Origin of the sequence: Providencia sp. 2.29, assembly GCF_015832305.1 — a bacterium.
Lineage (GTDB): Bacteria > Pseudomonadota > Gammaproteobacteria > Enterobacterales > Enterobacteriaceae > Providencia > Providencia stuartii.
The window spans coordinates 2,136,550-2,156,491 of sequence record NZ_CP065420.1; the positions used below are offsets into that span (position 1 = coordinate 2,136,550).

The following is a 19,942-nucleotide window of genomic DNA, read 5'->3' on the forward strand; positions in this document are numbered from 1 at the left end:
TCAAAATATTCCCTACAAATAGTAAGTATAACTGACTTGCCTCAATGTCTAGGATTACACCTCATCCCAGCGATAACCTAAACCATAAATAGAGCGAATAAATGTTTTCTCGTTATCGAGTAATTCGAGTTTACGCCGTAAGTTTTTAACATGGCTATCAATTGTTCTATCGGTGACGATGCGGTGATCGTCATACAGAATATCTAATAGCTGGTCACGGGAAAAGACGGTGCCAGCGTTGTCCGACATAAACTTGAGTAAACGGAACTCGGCGGGAGTTAACTCAAGCAGTTGTTCGCCATAGCGGACTTGAAACGCATTTTCATCGATAATGAGCTGGGGTCTGCTTTTATCCGGAGAAGCCGCGCGTTGGCAACGCCGTAAAATAGTCTTTACCCTTGCGACTACTTCGCGAGGACTAAAGGGTTTACAGATATAGTCATCGGCACCAATTTCTAACCCTAACAGGCGGTCAATTTCTTCCGTTTTAGCCGTCACCATAATGATCGGTATCTCGCAAAATTTGCGCAGTTCACGGCAGATTGTTAGCCCGTCCATCCCCGGTAGCATTAAATCAAGGAGGATAATGTCGGGTTGTTGCTGACGCACATAGTCAATGACTTCATCACCACGCTGCAATATTGAAGGCTGATAACCTGCCGCCTGAAGGTAATCATAAAGCAGTTGCCCAAGTTTTGGCTCATCCTCAACAATTAATACGTTGGCACTTGAAGGCTCTAACACTGTCACTGTTCATTTTCCTTTTGATTGAGCGGTAAGTGGATAGCAATACACACGCCGCCTAAAGGGGAAGGGCTAGCGTGTATGCTTCCCTTATGCGCTTCAATGATATTATAGCAAATCGCTAACCCTAAGCCAGAGCCTCCGCTAGCGCGGTTACGAGACCCTTCGGCTCGGTAGAAACGCTCAAATAGGTGGCTACACTGCTGGATAGTTAACCCCGGTGCACTGTCTTCCCAATAAATAGAAAATTGATTCTCTTCAACCAAGGCTCGAATGACTATTTCACCTTGCGGGTCGGTATAACGTAGGCTATTTTCCATCAAATTGTAAAATAGCTGCGTGATTCGGTCTGGGTCAATATTGATGATCTGCTGCTCAGGTAAATTTAGCGTAACTGAAAGCTGTTTTTCTTCGAGCCGCCAGCGTGATTGCCCAACGGTCATATTAATTAAAGGCACAATATCAGCAGATTGGATGCGATACACCAACGAGCCTCTATCCGACAGGGAAAGTTGATGTAGGTCGTTGACTAATTTGATTAATGTGTGTGTCTCTGCCAGTAATGAATTGATGGTCTCAGGTGTCGCTTGGCGAACGCCATCCTGAACGGCTTCGAGTTCACCTTGCAAAACGGATAGAGGAGTGCGCAGTTCATGAGAAATATCTGCCATATAGTCTCGGCGCATATGCTCATTTTTTTCCAGCGTTGATGCGAGGTGATTAAAGTCTTTTGCTAGCTGACCGAGTTCATCGTGACCGACTTCAGGAACGCGGGTTGAAAAGTCGCCATTGGCAAGTTGGTTCGTCCCATCTAACAGCCGTTTGATGGGTCTTAAAAAACCACGTGCTAAGAAAAATGTAGCAATCAAGGCAACGATTAATGATAAGCCAGCAATAAACCAACTGGTGAGCATCTGTTGATCATCAAAACGGCGGTCAATTTCATTGCTAATCCCATCTCCACTACTTGCAATGACCCAACCTACCGTTTTGCCATTAGATGAGATGACGGGTTGTCGGATAACATCATCCGGTAAAGGAACATCGCGGCCTAATATTCGGCGGTCTTGGCTATCATAAACCCAAAAATATGAGCGCCACCCCTTTGGTTTAGTCGGCGGTAGGGTGCGCTGGTGGTGTTCAATGCTGCGTAAAATATGAAAGAAAGCACGTTCATTACGGATCAAGAAGCGCCAACTCCCCGTTTCATCGTATTGCTCAGCAAGAGCGTCAGCGATCAGCTCAGCACGCTGTTGGTCATTTTCTTTAATATAGTCGGTAAAACCATGCTGGAAGCTTAAACGTACTCCTTGGTGCATGATCACAACGAGGAGTATGCATGTCGCAAAGATAGCCAAAAATAATCGAGTACTGACGCTATTAAATCTGAGTTTCATTATATATAAGCCCTTATTCGTTTAGAGCTACCGCTTTTTTGGTATAGCGCTGTCTGAGTTGATCGAAACATAAATAGACGACCGGTGTTGTGAATAAGGTGAGTAGTTGACTCATCACTAAGCCACCAACAATAGTGATACCTAATGGTTGGCGTAACTCCGCGCCATCACCACTGCCTAAAGCAAGTGGTAGGGCACCAAAAATTGCTGCCAGCGTCGTCATTAAAATAGGCCTAAAGCGCAGTAAGCTCGCACGCAAAATCGCCTCACGTGCGGTTAAACCATGCTGACGTTGTGCTTGGATAGCAAAATCCACCATGATAATGGCATTTTTCTTCACAATACCAATCAGCAGCATAATGCCGATTAGAGCAATTAAACTAAATGGGGTATCAAATAACTCTAAGGCGAGGAGAGCGCCGACCCCCGCCGAAGGTAGTGTGGATAAAATGGTCAGTGGATGAATATAGCTTTCATACAAAATGCCTAAAACAAGGTAGACAGTGACAATGGCCGCTAAAATTAAAAACAATTGTGATTTTAAGGTATCTTGGAATATCTGAGCCGTACCCGCAAAAGTGCCTCGTATTGTTGATGGCACACCAAGTGTGGTCATGGTTTTTTCGATAGCTGAAATGGCGTCATTGAGGGTATAACCTTCAGCGATGTTAAATGCGATAGTGGATGATGCCGATAACCCTTGGTGGTTAACACTCAAAGGGGCATTGGCGGGCTGCCAACGGGCAAAATAAGATAATGGAATAGCGTCTCCACGACTATTGATAACAAACATTTTGTCGAGAGAACTGACATCCTGAGTATATTCAGGCGCCACTTCCATCACCACCTTGTATTGGTTCATGGGTTCATAGATGGTGGATATTTGACGTTGTCCGAAGGCATTATTCAACAGGTCATTGGCGGCTCGCACATCAATACCAAGTTGGGCCATTAAATCCCTATCATAGGTAATGGCCATCTCAGCACCTTTATCCTCTTTATCTGAGTTTACATCAGTCACTTGCGGGAGTTCGGCAATGGCTTTACGTACCGCAGGCTCCCATTCACGTAACGCATTGAGTTCATCGGCAAGTAATGAAAACTGATAACTGGAATGCGCTTGACGACCACCAACACGGATATCTTGCACGGGCATCATAAATAAATTAGCTCCCGGCTCTTTAGCTAACTTAGCTCGAAGTCGGTTGATTACCGCGTTGGCACTCTCTTTACGTTCATCAATCGGTTTCAATGAGATAAACATGGAGCCGCTGTTTACACGGCTTCCACCAGTAAAACCTGTCACGCTATCCACGGCAGGATCGGCATTCACTTGCTGCATAAAGCTCGTCATTTTCTCTTTCATTGCTTGGAATGAAATGCTTTGGTCGGCACGAACAAAGCCAAGTAAACGGCCTGTATCTTGTTCAGGGAAAAATGTTTTTGGGATAGCGATATACAAATAAATGTTCAATCCGATAGTGGCGAACAAGATAGCGAGTACACTGCGTTTATGAGACAGTACCCAATTTAATGTCGCACCGTAACCGTTTTGTATACGGTGTAAGTAGCCGCCGATAACACTGATTTTTTCAGCCTGTTTGCCTTTGTGTCGTTTAAGCAAATGGGCGCACATCATGGGGGTGAGGGTCAGCGAAACGACCAGCGAGATGCCAATTGCCGTGGCGAGGGTAATCGCAAACTCACGAAATAGCCGGCCAACTAACCCCTCCATTAATAATAAAGGAATAAAAACGGCTACGAGGGAGATGCTCATTGAAACAACCGTAAAACCGACTTCACTCACCCCTCTGACCGCAGCAATAAAGGGTTTACAGCCATTTTCGATATGACGTGAAATGTTTTCGAGTACCACAATCGCATCATCGACAACAAAGCCTGTTGCGACGGTCAATGCCATTAATGACAAGTTATTTAAACTGAAACCGCAAAGATACATGGCAGTAAAGGTGCCAATGAGAGATACAGGAACCGCAATTGCAGGGATCAGGGTGGCACGACCAGAGCGTAGAAATAACAACACAACTAATATGACTAACGCAATAGCGATCATCAATGCGCGCTCGACTTCAACGAGTGAAGCGCGGATCGTCGGCGTCCTGTCTTGCGCTACTTTTAGGTCAATCGCGGCAGGGATCATCTCTTGGAAGTCAGGAAGCTCTGCGCGAATGCGATTTACGGTTTCAATGATATTAGCTCCCGCTTCGCGACGGATGACAATCAAAATAGCGGGCTCACCACCTGACATCCCTGCTGCACGTACGTCTTGAACCGAATCTTTCACATTCGCCACATCACTGAGTTTGACGGCATTGCCCTCTTTGTAGTGGACGATGATAGGTTGATAGTCCACTGCTTTTTTTAGCTCATCATTGGTTTGTACCTGCCAGCGGCTGTCATCGTTGTTAATGTAGCCTTGAGGTTGGCGCACGTTGGCGCTACTGATTGCGGAGCGCACCTTATCTAAGGAGACGCCTTGATTAAATAGAGCCGTTGGATTGAGCTCAACACGTACCGCGGGCAGGGAGCCACCACCAACGGAGACTTCACTGACCCCTTCAATTTGCGCTATACGCTGTGATAAACGGGTTGATGCAATATCATAAATCTCACCTGTACTCATCGTCTTAGAGGTTAAGGTTAAGATCATAATAGGGGCGTCGGAAGGGTTCGATTTATAGTATCGAGGCTTGCTTGGCATTCCGCTCGGTAACAAGGTTTGTGCCGCATTTATCGCGGCTTGTACTTCACGGGCAGCGTTGTTAATGTCTTTATCAAGATTAAATTCGAGGGTAATGGTGGTACGACCAAGCGAACTGCTGGAGGTCATTTCACTGATACCCGCAATACTTCCCAATGAACGCTCTAACGGCGTTGTAATAGACGATGCCATGGTTTCTGGGGATGCCCCAGGAAGTGACGCTGTCACGTTTATTACGGGGTAGTCAACTTGTGGCAGTGGTGCAACGGGCAAAAAAATGAAGCTCAGCGCACCACATAGTGAGATTGCAACGCTAATCAGTGTGGTTGCAACAGGGCGACTAATGAATAAGGCAAAGAAACGCTTCATTATGACACCTGTTGTTTGCGACTTTGGCGGCGTGCTTTTAAGTTATTTGAAAGGCTATCAAATAACAGATAAATCACCGGTGTCGTAAATAGGGTTAAGATCTGACTCATAATCAGCCCTCCCACCATACAGATCCCAAGTGGTTGACGAAGCTCTGCACCTACGCCGCTACTGAGCATCAGCGGTAATGCGCCGAGCAGAGCCGCCATGGTGGTCATCAATATTGGGCGGAATCGTAATAAACAGGCTTGGTAAATAGCATCTTTAGGAGACATGCCTTGCTCACGTTCGGCGGCAAGTGCAAAGTCAATCATCATGATTGCGTTCTTTTTAACTATCCCGATTAACAAAATAATACCAATAACAGCAATTACATCTAATTCGCTGCCAGCCATCATCAGAGCTAATAATGCCCCTACGCCAGCAGTAGGGAGTGTTGAAAGGATGGTAATAGGATGAATAAAGCTTTCATATAAAATCCCAAGAACGATATACATGGCGATGATTGCGGCGGCAATTAACCAAACCGTACTACTCAGTGCGGCTTCAAACGCTAAAGTAGCGCCTTGGAACTGAGTCGTAATGGATTTTGGCATATTAATTTGCGCTTCTGCATTTTTCACCGCATTAACCGCAGACTCAAGAGACGCATCGTCAGCAAGATTAAACGAGAAGGTCGCTGCTGGGAACTGATCCAAATGGTTAATCGCAAGCGGCCCATAGCCTTCCTGAATATTGACTAACGTGCTTAATGGCACAATGGCGCCATCGGTGCCTTTGAGACGAATATCATTCAGGGCGTTAATACCATCGCGAGTTTGCGTATCATGCTCAATAATAACGCGGTACTGATTCGATTGGGTATAAATGGTCGAGATCATGCGTTGACCGAACGCATTGTATAGGGCGTTATCAATTGCAGCCATCGTGATACCAAAACGACTCGCCGTATCTCTATCAACATTAACGTAGGCGACAAGTCCTTTATCCTGCCAATCACTGCTGACATCCACTAACTCGGGCTGTTGTTTTAATTGGCTCAATAGCTTAGGCACCCAAAGAGAAAGTTCATCTAGCGAGCCTGCTTGCAGCGTAAATTGATATTGGGTGCGAGCCAATTGGGTATCAATCGTGAGGTCTTGCATCGGTTGCAAATACAAATTGACCCCAGAAACGCTATCAGCTAAACGTTGCAAGCGTGGAATAATCGTATTGACGCGATCTGGACGTTCATCTAAAGGCTTCAAGGTAATTTGAATGCGCCCATTATTGAGAGTCGGATTGGTTCCATCTATCCCAACATAAGTGGTGATATTTTCTACCGCAGGATCAGACAGTAATTTTTCAGCCACTTCCTGCTGTTTCTGTGACATAGCCACAAAGGAGATGGATTGGCGGCTTTCAATGGTGCCTTGAATGATCCCGTTATCTTGTAATGGAAAGAAACCTTTCGGGATCCACATATACAGTAATACGGTTAAAACCAGCGTGCCGATAGCAACGGAAAGTGTTAGCCAGCGGTGATTTAATATCCGCTTTAACCAAATGGCATATCCTGCGATCATGCGGTCAAAAAAGCGCTCGCAGGCGATTTCAAAGCGGTTATGTTTATGCTCTGATTCAGGTTTTAACAAGCGAGCACACATCATTGGTGTGAGTGTCAAGGACACTACCGCCGAGATCAGAATGGCAACGGCAAGGGTGATGGCAAATTCCCTAAACAACCGACCAACAATATCGCCCATAAACAGTAATGGGATCAGTACTGCCACCAAAGAAAATGTTAATGAAATAATGGTAAAACCAATTTCTCCCGCGCCTTTTAAAGCGGCGACGACAGGCTTGTCACCTTGTTCAAGGTAGCGCGAAATATTTTCAATAACCACGATGGCATCATCGACCACAAACCCTGTGGCGATAGTGAGAGCCATCAAAGTGAGGTTATTGACAGAGAAACCACAGAAATACATGACGGCAAAGGTGCCGACAAGGGAAAGAGGAACGGCAATACCGGGAATGAGTGTCGCGATACCGTTGCGTAGGAACAGGTAGATCACCATGACAACCAGTGCAATCGCAAGCATTAATTCAAACTGCACATCGCTAACGGAGGCACGGATTGTGCTGGTTCTATCCGTTAAAATTTTCACATCCACCGATTTAGGCAGTGTTTCAATTAGCTCAGGAAGCAGGTTGCGAATGGTATCAGTGGTTTCGATAACGTTAGCGCCAGGTTGGCGTTGTACATTAATAACAATAGCCTGTTGTGCATTTGCCCACGCGCCTAGATAGGCGTTTTCCGCCCCTTGCTCAATAGTGGCGATATCACCTAAACGGACGGGAGCACCGTTTTGAAAGGCCACAATTAAGCGGCGATAGTCCTCTAAGGATTTCATTTGATCATTTGCAGAGAGGGTTACCGCGCGTGTTGGGCCATCAAAACTGCCTTTTGCTGAGTTGACGTTAGCATTGTTTATCGCGGTTCGGATCGTCTCGCTGTCTAATCCTTTTGCTGCCATCGCTTGTGGGTTTAAGTTCACTCGCACCGCTGGGCGTTGCCCACCCGCAAGGGTGACAAGCCCCACGCCATTGACCTGTGATATTTTTTGCGCAATACGGTTCTCAATCATGTCTTGAACTTGTGTCAAAGGCATGGCGTCAGAAGTGACGGCGAGAGTGAGTACCGGTGGATCCGCTGGGTTGACCTTATTGTAAATAGGCGGATAAGGTAAATCTGAAGGCAGTAAACTTGAAGCTGAATTAATGGCGGCCTGAACTTCCTGTTCTGCAACCTCCAAGGGGAGTGTTAGCTGGAACATCAAGGTGATCACAGATGCGCCCCCTGAACTTTGGGAAGACATTTGTTTTAGCCCAGACATCTGCCCAAACTGGGTTTCTAGCGGTGCGGTTACCGCGGATGTCATGACTTCAGGACTCGCCCCCGGATAGAGGGTGACCACTTGGATCGTTGGATAATCGACTTCTGGTAAAGCCGATACAGGTAGGAAACGATAGCCAATGATCCCTGCAAGCAGAATGGCTACCATAAATAAGGTGGTAGCGACTGGACGTAAAATAAATAAGCGGGAAGGGCCGCCACCTTTTTGGATCCCGGGTTGCATCAGGCTTTCTCCGCTGTATTTTTATTTTTTTGTGGTTTTGCGGATTTAGAAGCCGTTTCGGTGTTAACTACTTCCACGCTGGTGCCATCTGTTAAACGGTCGACACCGTCAGTAATCACTTTTGTATTTGCAGTTAGCCCACTTTCAATCACCACCTGCTGGCTATCTTGCATACCTACCGTCACAACATGTTTACTCACACGATTATCATCGTTCAGTACCCAAACATAATGACCTTCGTTACCCATCTGCAATGCCGCAGTAGGGATAACGACGGCATTTTGCAAGGTTTCGATCTGCATTTTGATGTTCACAAATTGATTTGGAAATAAAGTTTGTAGCTCGTTCGTAAAACGTGCTTTCATTTTTAGTGTGCCAGTAGCAGGGTCTATCTGATTATCTATACTTAACAAATAGCCTTCGCTGATCATCGCGATATTATTTCTATCCCAAGCTTCCACTTTTACCGGTTGATTTGAGGACTGAGCTTTTTGTACGGCAGGAATGTCTCCCTCGGGAAGGGCAAAAAGCACATCAGCAGGTTGAGTCTGTGTGATAACCACGATTGGGGTTGCTGTGCCCGCAGAAATAAAATTACCGACGTCGACCTGTTTTAAACCAACACGGCCTGAAATAGGGGCTGTGATTTTACTGTAGGTTAATTGTAGCTTCGCATTATCAACGGCGGCTTGATCGACCTTAATACTGCCTTCTGCCTGTAAAACGAGCGCTTTTTGGTTATCTAGCTCTTGCTGTGAAATCACTTTTGTTCCCGCAAGCTTTTGATAACGATTTAAGTCTAATCGAGCATTTGCCAACGTCGCTTTATCTTTAGCCAGTTGGCCTTCTGCCTGAGCTAATTGGACTTCAAAAGGGCGAGGGTCGATTTCAGCAAGCAAATCGCCCGCTTTTACCTGTTGCCCTTCGGTAAAATGCAAAGACATCAATTGCCCTTCAACACGGCTCGTGACCGTGACAACATTGGCAGCTTGTACTGTGCCGAGACCAGTTAAGTAGCGAGGAACCACTTTTTCTTGCGCATTAGCGTATTGAACGGGGGCAAGCATACGGTGTGGCGCACTATTTGATCGTGTAGGACGAGCACTGTTTTGTGCTGTATCAGATGGCGTATTTTGAGAATAAAAATACCAACCGGCACCTGCAGCGACAATGATGGCAACGAAAATGGCTGAACGGGTTAGAGTGGTACGGCGTTTTTGTTTATTCATTTATATTTTCGCTTAATTCAAAGTCGAGTAAAAAAGCATCATATTATGATGATTAAATTAGCAGAGATGAACCTGCTATATAGTTAAAAATTAGTCAGTTGCGATATGTTAATAGTTTAGCGTGGGGGTTACACGTAAAAATGAAGGAAATATGAAAAAAACGTCAACTAGTGTGCAGAATCGGCAGATTAGTTGACTAACATTGTATAAAAAAACCTGTGGGAATTAATCACCACAGGTTTATACGTTAATGGATTAAAGAAATGAGGTCAATTAGCGAGTTGTACTGGTGTTTAATGCCCCTAATGTTTCTTTGTCTTGCTCAGCATTCACTGTCCATCCTTTCCATGCTAAAGGAATATAGGCGACAGCGACAGCCAGTAAAGAAACCGCGGCAACATAGTAGGCAGGTGCCATATGAGATTGTTGCAACCATGTTCCCGTTAACATTGGTGTCAGACCCCCAAAGACTGCATAGGCAATATTGTAGGCAAATGATAAGCCGGAATAACGGATTTCAGGTGGAAACGCGCGCGTACTGACAATTGGTGTCGTTGCAATCGCGCCAACAAAAAAGCCCATTAAGCCATAGTTAAAAATCAAAGTCGTTGCTGAAATCTCTGGCGACAAAGATGAATAAAAATACAATGCAGTCACCGCCAGACCACCCCATGACAAGGTCATTGAAGCGCGCGTTCCCATCTTATCGCCGAACCAACCCCAAAAAATACAGCCTAAAGTTAATGTCAATGTTGCTGCACAGTTAGCTTGTAAGGCGATATTTCGGTCAATTTGATAGATCCCTTGAAGCACGATATCAGGCGTCATCAAAATGGTTACAACGATGGCTGTTGATAATGACCATGTCAGTGCCGCGGTGATCAAGCAGGCTTGTTTATGAGACTTCACAACAGTCTTAACGGGTAACTCATCCGCTAAAGCTTTTTTAGCAGCCAACTCTTTAAAAATAGGTGTCTCTTCCAAAAAACGGCGTAAATAAACAGAAATAAAGCCAAAAATACCACCAAGAATAAATGGAATACGCCATGCAAAGTCATGGATCTCTTGTGAGGTATAACTGTTCTCAATGATGATAGCGACGATAGACCCTAATAAAATACCGCCTGTGATACCAGAGGTTAATGTTCCAACACCGAGGCCGTAGCGCTGTTTTGGGGTATGTTCAGCGATAAATACCCATGCCCCAGGCATTTCACCGCCAATCGCGGCGCCTTGCATAATACGCATCAATAACAGCAATATTGGTGCGGCAGCGCCAATAGATGCATAGGTTGGTAAGAAACCGATCACGAATGTCGGGAATGCCATCATGAAAATACTGAGGGTGAACATTTTCTTACGGCCGAGTTTATCACCAAAGTGTGCCATGATGATGCCACCGAGTGGGCGCGCGAGATAACCGGCCGCAAACAAACCGAGCGTTGCCAAGAGGGCGAGAACTGCGTTACCACTAGGGAAAAAGAGTTGTGAAATAATTTTCGCGTAAAAAACGAAAATAACAAAATCATAAAATTCAAGAGTTCCACCTAAAGATGACAACCCTAATGTTTTATAATCCTCTTTTTTCAATGGCCTTGCCGAGGGCTGGCTGGTTGTTTGCGATGTCATAATATTATCCTTTTAAAATACCGAATATATTTTTTTGTTTTAAATTCGGAATAACAGCTATATTTACCGACTACGCGTCAGTAAATAATATTAAGTATGTGCAGATAAATGGTATAAAACGTTGGATGGAATAACCTAGTTAATACTCTGTATCTTTATGCATACCCTCATTTATAGCAGGAAATTCCATATTTTGTAAACCGCAACTCTCAAAACAAGATGAATATTCTATCTGTATTATATTGATTGATTTTATCATCTATTGCTTAAAACAATAACATTATTTGATGTTAATAAATGATTTTTTGCAGCAGATCATATAGTTCTTTTTCAAAAAAGGCAGGGGAATTGGTTATTTCACATCTGTTTTCGCCGATTAATTCATCGATAAAGTAACAAATTATTAATTTGATTATTCGTAATTAATAATCTTAATAATAGTAATGAAAATTAAAAATAGCTGAAAAATGAAATAGCATTCATTGAGTCGTTATTTAGGAAATTTTCAGTCTAAATATGTCGGCAAAGGCGAGAAGGGCGGAATATTATCATTAGGCATACCCAGCGTATTATTTTCTGGGTATGCCAAGTAGGCGGTTAAACCAAGAACAGGGTGGCTAAGCCTAAGAAGATAAAGAAACCACCTGTGTCAGTGATAGCGGTGATCATCACACTGGAGCCGATGGCAGGGTCTTTACCAAGTTTAAGCATAATGAGAGGGATAAGTACCCCCATAATTGCCGCCATGAGTAAGTTTAAGATCATCGCGAGCGTCATTACGGCTCCCATTGCGAGGTCGCCATAGAGGAAATAGGTGATAACCCCCATGATCCCCCCCCAAACAACACCGTTAATAAAGGCAACGCCTAGCTCTCTGAGCATTAAGAATGAGAAGCTTCCGGTTTGGATTTGGTGTAACGCAATCGCACGTACGATCATGGTAATTGTTTGGTTACCCGTATTTCCCCCAATACCTGCAACAATAGGCATTAAGGTGGCTAAGGCAACCAATTGGGAAATGGTATCTTCGAATACCCCAATCACCCGTGATGCGACGAACGCAGTACACAGGTTGATGGCTAGCCATGTCCAACGCGTTTTGACGGCTTGACCGACAGGGGCGAACACGTCTTCTTCAGGGCTTAACCCCCCCATACGACGGATGCTGTTATCGTTTTCTTCATTTAAGTTATCAACGATATCTTCAACGGTTAAACGACCCATCAATAGACCACTGCTGTCAACCACCGCGGCGGAGATCAAGTCATAACGTTCGAACGCACTGGCTGCATCTTCGCCTTTTTCATCTGGCAAGAAAGTGACCGTGTCTGTTTTCATCACGTCAGCCACAATCCGCTCAGGGGATTGCGTTAATATGGTTGTTAGAGGTAATTCACCCTGCAAATAGTTATTATTGTCGACAACAAAGATTTTATCTGTTGCTTCTGGAATTTTACCGCGCTGGCGTAAATAGCGTTGAACGGTTTTTAGCGTGACATTTGGACGTACGGTGACAAATTCGAAATCCATCATTTGACCGACGCTGTCTTTTGCATATTGCAGAACTTCACGAATACGACTTCGTAAGCTTGGATCAAGGTAGGTCAATAACCTACGCATGGTATCTTGTGGTAAATGCTCTGCAATATACGCTTGTTCATCAACATGTAGGTTAGCAACAGCGCGTAGAAGTTCCCTGTCAGACATATCCTTAATCAGGCTATCCCAAACAGCGACAGAAGCTTCGACTAACACCTCACCGCGTTCGGTGTTATCGATCAGATGCCAAAGTGCGAGACGTTCATCATAAGGCAACATCTCTAAAATATCGGCGATATCCGCGGCATGTAAGTCAATCAATAATTCTTTTACAGCATTGATTTTTTCACTTAATGCTTTATCACTCAAACTAACATGTTGGTCGTGCTCAATCAGAGCTTGGACGAACTCCTCGTCATCCAAAAATAGTGTTAGGATTTGCTGGCGGATATAGGCCAGTTTTTGAGAGTGCGGATTGATTGTTTGTACCGCATCGGTTGAAAAAGCAGTTTGTGACATTTTAATCCTTAAAGCTTTATAGGCACTTTTGTACCTTTTATGGGTCCATTTACAAATAAATACCTTTATTTTGCCATTTATTGTCCATTAACCCAAATAAATATTAATAATTATAACAAATGGGCGAAAACCGATTCATTATGAGTAGTGCAAAAAAACGCCATGTAGTGCATTAATATTATAACTAATTTGGCTCTTCGCGGATGTCTAATTTCCAGCCAGGAACATCCTCCCAGTAAGCGCTTTCTTTCTCAAGATCGAGCTGCATCAACGCATTCTGAGTCAAATACTGGGCAGGTAGATACAGTGTCCAGTGGCCATCATCGGTTTCTAAGCGTAATGATGATGGGGTAGTTGTTGATTGTCTTTGATTATTCAGAAGTATTGATAAGCGTAAAATTTGTATCAAGGGTAAAAATTGTTTTCTTTTATATAAATTAAATTTAGGGATATCATCAAATTTAATAGCACGCCGATGGTTACGAACCAGTGTTGCAAGTAACAGCTGTTGCTCCTGATTAAACCCCGGTAACGTAGTATTTTGCAAAATATAGGCGGAGTGGCGATGTAACCCACTTTGGTTGATATGTAGACCGACCTCATGCAGCATAACCGCCCAAATAAGGATAGACTCAAGTTGCGGGTTGGCTAACTTTGGATTTTGCTGTCTCCATTGGTGATACAGCTCCTCCATGGTTTTTAATACACGTCTAGCTTGCTCTCTATCGATATTATAATGCTCGGCAAGGCTAAGTGCCGTACGTTGGCGAATGTCTTGATGACGGAAACGGCCTTCCATTTCATAAAGCACCCCTTCACGCAATGCGCCATCTGAGAGCCGTAACTCTTTAATCTCTAATGTATCAAAGACAGCACATAAAATGGCTAATCCGGGCACAAAAACATGTTTACGTTCAACGGATAAACCCGGTAGATCCACTGCCGAAAAGGTTTTATATTTCAGCGCCATTTGCTTAATTTTTTCTAGCCGATCACGCGTAATGATGCCGTCGCGCTCACCCATTTCAACAATCACGGCATGAGCCGCTTTAATCGTACCTGATGCCCCCATGGCAACATCCCAGTGCATACGCTTAAATTTTGTGGCGGTTTGCTCAAGTTTTAAGCAGGCCGTGAGGTAGGCTCGGTTGAAATTATTTGCCGTAATGGTTTCATTGGGGAAATAGTTACGCGCAAAGCTGACACACCCCATACGGCGGCTATCAATTAATAATGGTTCGAATTTCTCGCCAATGACTAATTCTGTTGAGCCACCACCAATATCTATTACCAGTTTACGGCCTTTTTCAGGCTGGGTGTGTTCCACCCCCATAAAAATCAAACGCGCTTCTTCTTGCCCAGAAATAATTTCAATGGGATAGGGAATTATTTTTTTTGCACGGTTCAAAAACTCTTCAACATTGGTTGCAACACGCAAAGAGTGAGTGCCTACGATACAGACGTTTTCTTCTGTAAAACCTTGTAGGCGTTCGGCAAAAAGCGCAAGGCAAGCCAAACCGCGTTCCATGGCTTCTTCACTAAGCTCATTGGTATCACTTAATCCGTCAGCAAGGTGTACCCGTTTTTTTAAACGCGTCAGGATTTGCAGTGCACCGTTGACAATACGTGCAATCACCATATGAAAGCTGTTAGAACCAAGGTCGATAGCCGCAATTTCTTGAGGCCTAGGCGTCGATATATTAGTTAATGGCATAGTATGTTAGGACCTTGTCTCAGGCGTTTCGAGTGATTTCAAATAGTCGTATATAGCAAGTTGCGCCTGAATTTTGCGCTTATTACCGCGGGGAACATAATGATTACTGAGATCTTTGTCAACATAACGTGCCTTGACGGTATCGTTAAATTGGAGCTCAAGGATATCTAAAACCCGTTGTTTGAGCCGGTCATCGACTAAGCGCACCGCCACTTCAATACGGTAATCAATATTTCGAGTCATCCAATCTGCCGAGGAGATAAAGACTTTTTCATCACCCGCATTAGTAAAGACATAAACGCGGTCATGCTCCAAAAAGCGGTCAACAATACTGGTGACTTGAATGTTTTCACTGTAGCCCGGTTGCCCTGCAACAAGTGAACACATCCCTCTTACTAGTAGACGAATTTTAACACCCGCATTGGAAGCATCATACAGTTTATCAGTCAGTTCTTTATCAACCAGATTATTAATTTTTAAGGTGATCCCACTGGGAAGCCCCGCTCGCGCATTAGCAATTTCTTGGTCAATTAGCGCATTGAGGCGGATCCGTGTATTTTGTGGTGAAACCATTAAATTATCAAAGGTGACAGGACGATATGGGTTTTCAATAAAGCTAAATACCCGACGAACCTCATTGGTGATCTGTTCATTTGCTGTTAACAACGAGTAATCAGTATAGAGGCGCGCGGTTTTTTCATTAAAGTTACCTGTACCGATATGGGCATAACGAATAATTTCGCCATCTTCCATTCGCGAAATAATAAAGAGTTTCGCATGGATTTTCAGACCCGGGGCCGAGAAAATGACGTGGACCCCAGCCTCTGTCAGCCGTTTCGCCCAATGAATATTCGCTTCTTCATCGAATCGAGCCTGTAATTCAACCACAACAGTGACTTTTTTGCCGTTATGGGCCGCATGGATCATCGAATCAATAATGCGTGAATCTTTTGCCACACGATAAATATTGATCTTGATAGATAATACGCTGGGATCAAATGAGGCTTGCCTGAGCAACTCGAGCGTGTGCTCAAAGGTGTAATAAGGGTAGTAGAGCAGCACATCGCGTTCGCGAATGGCATCAAAACCGTTACGGAAGTTATCAAACCAGCGGTGGCGTAATCGTGGCAATGGTTTGTTTAAAAGGGTTTTATTGCCTTCGTTGGGGAAGTTAATAAAATCTTTAAAATTGTGGTAACGCCCGCCCGCAATAACTGAGTCATCATTGGATAATCCCAGTTTTTCACGTAAGACGGCAACCATTTCATCAGGCATATCGCGCTGATAAACAAAACGGACAGGCTCTGCGGTTAAGCGCTGTTTTAATGTCGATGACATGATTTCCAGTAAGCTTGATTCCATTTCGGTGGCGATGTCATATTCCGCATCGCGGGTCATTTTCATGGAATAAGCGTTTAATTCATCATAATCAAAGAAGCCCTTGAAGATTTCATCCAAGGTATAGCGCAAAATGTTGTCGATAAGCACCATTGATTTGCGCCGTTTGGGCATTTCCGGTGGCAGATTGACAAACCGAGGCACCTTGTCAGAGGGGATCTCTAACAGAGCATATTGCACATTACCGCCGTTAATAATTTCAACAGCCAGATAGGTATAGTCATCTTTGAGAAACTCGACTAGGTTGGTATCTGGATTAATCAAAATAGGGGTAATGTGTTGGCGCAAATGTTGGCGAAAGTATTGACGTAACCAAATTTGTTGGCGGGGCGATATTTGCCGCTCGTTAATTAAGAAAATTTGGTTGCGCGCCATTTCAAGCAAAAGGTCGTTATAGAGAATGTCGAACTCTTGATCTTGCTTGGCTACTTTATTTTGAATGCGCTTAAGTAGGTGGCGTGCACCGCTGGCGGAGCCACGCTCCTCATTGATTAAGATACGCCGTTTCACGTCTGCAAAACGGACTTTGTAGAATTCATCTAGGTTATTGGAATAAATGCCCAAAAAGCGCATACGCTCGATAAGAGGATTTCGCTTATCTGCTGCTTCTTGTAAAACGCGTTCGTTAAAAGCAAGCCAGCTTAACTCTTTTTCGTGGTATAGGCGTTCTTGGGACATTGTTGCTCCATATTGTACTAAATACATAAACTTAAAGGTGTATAACCTAGCGACAGCACACCTTAAGTTTTCGCCATATTATGGCTATTTTTATTCGCATGAGTTACAGATTTCTGTATTTCTCTGGCGACACATTTATCTTGTGTTTAGTTGCACCTCAAATAACGTCGCGAGGATAGAGCACTAAACTTGCTGTTTGATGGTCGCATGCGGGCTGACAACACTTTCAGGATGCGTTGACTGTGCTTTACTCGCAAAATATTGGTGCTGGAAAATGCACATACGGATCGCGGTATGATAACGTCCGTTGACAAAAAACTCGTCAATTAGTTCGCCTTCTGTGTGGAAGCCCAGTTTATTATAAATGTGGATAGCTTTGATATTTTCTTTATCTACAATGAGGTAAAGCTTATATAGATTGAGCACAGAAAAAGCGTAATCCATAGCCAATTTCGCAGCGCGAGTTGCATAACCGTGGCCTTGATGGCTTGGTGCGATGATGATCTGAAACTCAGAACGACGGTGAACATAATCGATTTCCACCAATTCAACTAAGCCGACTTTTTCACTGTCATTTTCAACAATAAAACGCCGCTCTGATTGGTCATGAATATGTTTATCATAAAGGTCACTCAGCTCGACGAAAGCCTCATAAGGCTCTTCAAACCAGTAGCGCATAACACTGGCATTATTATCAAGTTGGTGGATAAACGCTAAATCTTCACGTTCAAGTGGGCGCAACCTAAACGGATGAACTTGCCCGGTCGTCATATAACACCTCAGTTTTGTTTAAAAAGTAGATAGTTAATTATCGATTTTGCAGATCATCACGATAAATAACAGAGCAAATTTATTTTCACTCTCAGTTGATAAGGATACCACTAATTTACGATAAAATAATGACACAAAGCAGTGACTCTTTCTAACTGGTGAAGATTAATGCACTTTATTTATACTGCGACTTTTCGTGAACAGCAAAAAGGGCAGAGATTTCTCTTTGCCCTCAACATAAATCAATGTGGAAATAACCAAGTGTTATTCATTTACATAGCCTTGGGGCGGTAAACACTGACCATCTAAGTAAGCATGGTTGCCGACCATGGCCAAACGACCACTGACGAACCATTGTACAACTTGGGGGTAAATATTGTGCTCTTGCGCCTTTACCCGCTCAATGACCTCTTTTTCGGTATCATCCGGGAAAATAGGAACTTTAGCCTGTAAGATCACTGGGCCGCCATCCAACTCCTCGGTAACAAAATGCACTGATGTTCCATGCTCGCTATCGCCGTTTTCTATCGCTTTACGATGGGTGTGTAGGCCCGGATATTTAGGCAATAGAGAAGGGTGGATATTGAGCATTCTTCCTGCATAGTGTTTAACGAAGCCCGCGGTCAAAATTCGCATAAATCCAGCTAACACAACCAAATCAGGCTGATATTCGTCAATCATCCCCATTAGTGCAGCATCATATGCTTCGCGGTTAGCAAAAGCGCTCGCGCTGAGTGATAAGGCTGGGATCCCAGCCTTCTGCGCACGAATAAGCCCGTAAGCCTCAGGTTGATTACTGATCACTGCCACAACTTGCGCTTGAAGATCATGCGAAGTGGCATCCATCAGCGACTGTAAATTACTGCCGCTGCCTGAGATAAGCACGACGATTTTTTTCATTAGCGGATAACAACCTGCTCTTCACCAGCAGGCAATTCAGCAATGGTACCTATCTGCCATGCGGTTTCACCTAAACCATTAAGTAAAGTGAGTGCCGCATCGACTTCAGCTTGTGGCAGCGCGATGATAATACCGACACCACAGTTAAATGTGCGATACATTTCGTGAGTGGTCACGCTGCCCGCCGTTTGTAGCCAATTGAATACCGCCGGCCACTGCCAGCTATTTTCATCGATTTGTGCTTGGGTGTTTTCAGGTAATACACGAGGAATATTTTCCCAGAAACCACCACCAGTAATGTGCGCGATGGCGTGAATATCGCATTTTTCAATCAGCGCTAATACATTTTTGACGTAAATACGTGTAGGCGCTAACAGGTGATCTGCCAGTGATTGGCCTTCCAGTTGCGTGACCTCTGGGTTAGTTTGACTGACTTCTAAAATTTTGCGGATCAAAGAGTAGCCGTTAGAGTGAGGACCGCTTGAGGCGAGGGCGATCAGTGCATCACCAGCACTGACTTTGCTACCATCAATGATCTCAGCGCGTTCGACCACACCAACGCAGAAACCCGCAACATCGTAATCGTCACCATGGTACATGCCAGGCATTTCAGCGGTTTCACCCCCCACGAGGGCACAACCTGATTGTTTACAACCTTCTGCGATACCTGTGATCACGCTGGTGGCAGTATCAACATCTAGCTTACCTGTTGCGTAGTAATCAAGGAAAAATAGAGGCTCAGCACCTTGGACAATTAAGTCATTAACACACATCGCCACTAAATCGATACCGATAGTGTCATGACGTTTTAGGTCCATCGCGAGGCGTAGTTTAGTGCCTACACCATCTGTACCTGAAACTAAAACAGGCTCACGGTATTTTTGTGGCAGGGAACATAATGCGCCAAATCCGCCTAATCCTCCCATAACTTCTGGTCGGCGAGTTTCTTTCACTACACCTTTAATTCGATCAACCAATGCGTTACCTGCATCAATGTCAACACCGGCATCTTTATAGCTGAGAGAGGTTTTATCAGTCACTACGGCCCCCAAGGCAATTGCGTTTCGGAAAATAAACTTCAATAAATACTATTCTAACAGGCAAAGCAAACGTTTGCGATAGCTTTGTGAATGAAAAAATGAGGGGATTTTGGCTGGTGGGAAATAAGGCATTGCCGTTATCTGGTTCCTGCTTTTTATGGCAAGAATTTA

General features: G+C 44.2%; 12 protein-coding genes. All 12 read right to left on the minus strand.

What is annotated here, in order from left to right; all coding sequences use genetic code 11:
- Positions 1-54: 54 nt before the first annotated feature.
- On the minus strand, positions 55-750 hold the full coding sequence (gene baeR / locus I3B46_RS09785; RefSeq protein ID WP_014656131.1) for a two-component system response regulator BaeR: 696 nt from the start codon (positions 748-750) through the stop codon (positions 55-57).
- Positions 747-2,141, minus strand: coding sequence for a two-component system sensor histidine kinase BaeS (baeS, locus tag I3B46_RS09790; RefSeq protein ID WP_014656130.1), 1,395 nt, complete (start codon positions 2,139-2,141; stop codon positions 747-749). Before baeS ends, baeR begins: the two co-directional genes overlap by 4 nt.
- A 13-nt stretch (positions 2,142-2,154) precedes the next feature.
- Positions 2,155-5,232, minus strand: coding sequence for a multidrug efflux RND transporter permease subunit MdtC (mdtC, locus tag I3B46_RS09795; protein WP_163762037.1), 3,078 nt, complete (start codon positions 5,230-5,232; stop codon positions 2,155-2,157).
- Complete coding sequence (locus I3B46_RS09800) at positions 5,232-8,354, minus strand: MdtB/MuxB family multidrug efflux RND transporter permease subunit (protein WP_040133231.1); 3,123 nt, start codon at positions 8,352-8,354, stop codon at positions 5,232-5,234. Before I3B46_RS09800 ends, mdtC begins: the two co-directional genes overlap by 1 nt.
- Positions 8,354-9,583, minus strand: a complete 1,230-nt coding sequence (locus I3B46_RS09805) for an MdtA/MuxA family multidrug efflux RND transporter periplasmic adaptor subunit (protein ID WP_004920679.1) — start codon at positions 9,581-9,583, stop codon at positions 8,354-8,356. Before I3B46_RS09805 ends, I3B46_RS09800 begins: the two co-directional genes overlap by 1 nt.
- A 273-nt stretch (positions 9,584-9,856) precedes the next feature.
- Positions 9,857-11,212, minus strand: coding sequence for an MFS transporter (locus tag I3B46_RS09810; protein WP_004920676.1), 1,356 nt, complete (start codon positions 11,210-11,212; stop codon positions 9,857-9,859).
- 597 nt (positions 11,213-11,809) lie between these two features.
- Positions 11,810-13,270: a magnesium transporter gene (mgtE, locus tag I3B46_RS09815; protein ID WP_004920674.1), complete on the minus strand. Its 1,461-nt coding sequence runs from the start codon at positions 13,268-13,270 to the stop codon at positions 11,810-11,812.
- Positions 13,271-13,454: 184 nt separating this feature from the next.
- The gene (gene ppx / locus I3B46_RS09820) at positions 13,455-14,984 is read right to left on the minus strand and encodes an exopolyphosphatase (RefSeq protein WP_104873532.1); all 1,530 of its coding nucleotides are present in this window, start codon (positions 14,982-14,984) and stop codon (positions 13,455-13,457) included.
- Positions 14,985-14,990: 6 nt separating this feature from the next.
- A complete protein-coding gene (ppk1, locus tag I3B46_RS09825; RefSeq protein ID WP_104873531.1) occupies positions 14,991-17,060 on the minus strand; it encodes a polyphosphate kinase 1 in 2,070 nt (689 codons plus the stop codon).
- A 183-nt stretch (positions 17,061-17,243) separates the two neighbouring features.
- Complete coding sequence (gene speG / locus I3B46_RS09830; protein ID WP_004920666.1) at positions 17,244-17,831, minus strand: spermidine N1-acetyltransferase; 588 nt, start codon at positions 17,829-17,831, stop codon at positions 17,244-17,246.
- A 264-nt stretch (positions 17,832-18,095) separates the two neighbouring features.
- Complete coding sequence (purN, locus tag I3B46_RS09835; RefSeq protein ID WP_004920661.1) at positions 18,096-18,731, minus strand: phosphoribosylglycinamide formyltransferase; 636 nt, start codon at positions 18,729-18,731, stop codon at positions 18,096-18,098.
- Positions 18,731-19,771, minus strand: a complete 1,041-nt coding sequence (gene purM, locus I3B46_RS09840; RefSeq protein WP_014656126.1) for a phosphoribosylformylglycinamidine cyclo-ligase — start codon at positions 19,769-19,771, stop codon at positions 18,731-18,733. Before purM ends, purN begins: the two co-directional genes overlap by 1 nt.
- Positions 19,772-19,942: the final 171 nt, after the last annotated feature.

What these genes read in the sequence shown, in the direction of transcription:
- baeS (WP_014656130.1), bottom strand. Translation starts at nt 2,141, where the DNA reads ATGAAACTCAGATTTAATAGCGTCAGTACTCGATTATTTTTGGCTATC.
- mdtC (WP_163762037.1), bottom strand. Translation starts at nt 5,232, where the DNA reads ATGAAGCGTTTCTTTGCCTTATTCATTAGTCGCCCTGTTGCAACCACA.
- I3B46_RS09800 (WP_040133231.1), bottom strand. Translation starts at nt 8,354, where the DNA reads ATGCAACCCGGGATCCAAAAAGGTGGCGGCCCTTCCCGCTTATTTATT.
- I3B46_RS09805 (WP_004920679.1), bottom strand. Translation starts at nt 9,583, where the DNA reads ATGAATAAACAAAAACGCCGTACCACTCTAACCCGTTCAGCCATTTTC.
- I3B46_RS09810 (WP_004920676.1), bottom strand. Translation starts at nt 11,212, where the DNA reads ATGACATCGCAAACAACCAGCCAGCCCTCGGCAAGGCCATTGAAAAAA.
- mgtE (WP_004920674.1), bottom strand. Translation starts at nt 13,270, where the DNA reads ATGTCACAAACTGCTTTTTCAACCGATGCGGTACAAACAATCAATCCG.
- ppx (WP_104873532.1), bottom strand. Translation starts at nt 14,984, where the DNA reads ATGCCATTAACTAATATATCGACGCCTAGGCCTCAAGAAATTGCGGCT.
- ppk1 (WP_104873531.1), bottom strand. Translation starts at nt 17,060, where the DNA reads ATGTCCCAAGAACGCCTATACCACGAAAAAGAGTTAAGCTGGCTTGCT.
- speG (WP_004920666.1), bottom strand. Translation starts at nt 17,831, where the DNA reads ATGACGACCGGGCAAGTTCATCCGTTTAGGTTGCGCCCACTTGAACGT.
- purN (WP_004920661.1), bottom strand. Translation starts at nt 18,731, where the DNA reads ATGAAAAAAATCGTCGTGCTTATCTCAGGCAGCGGCAGTAATTTACAG.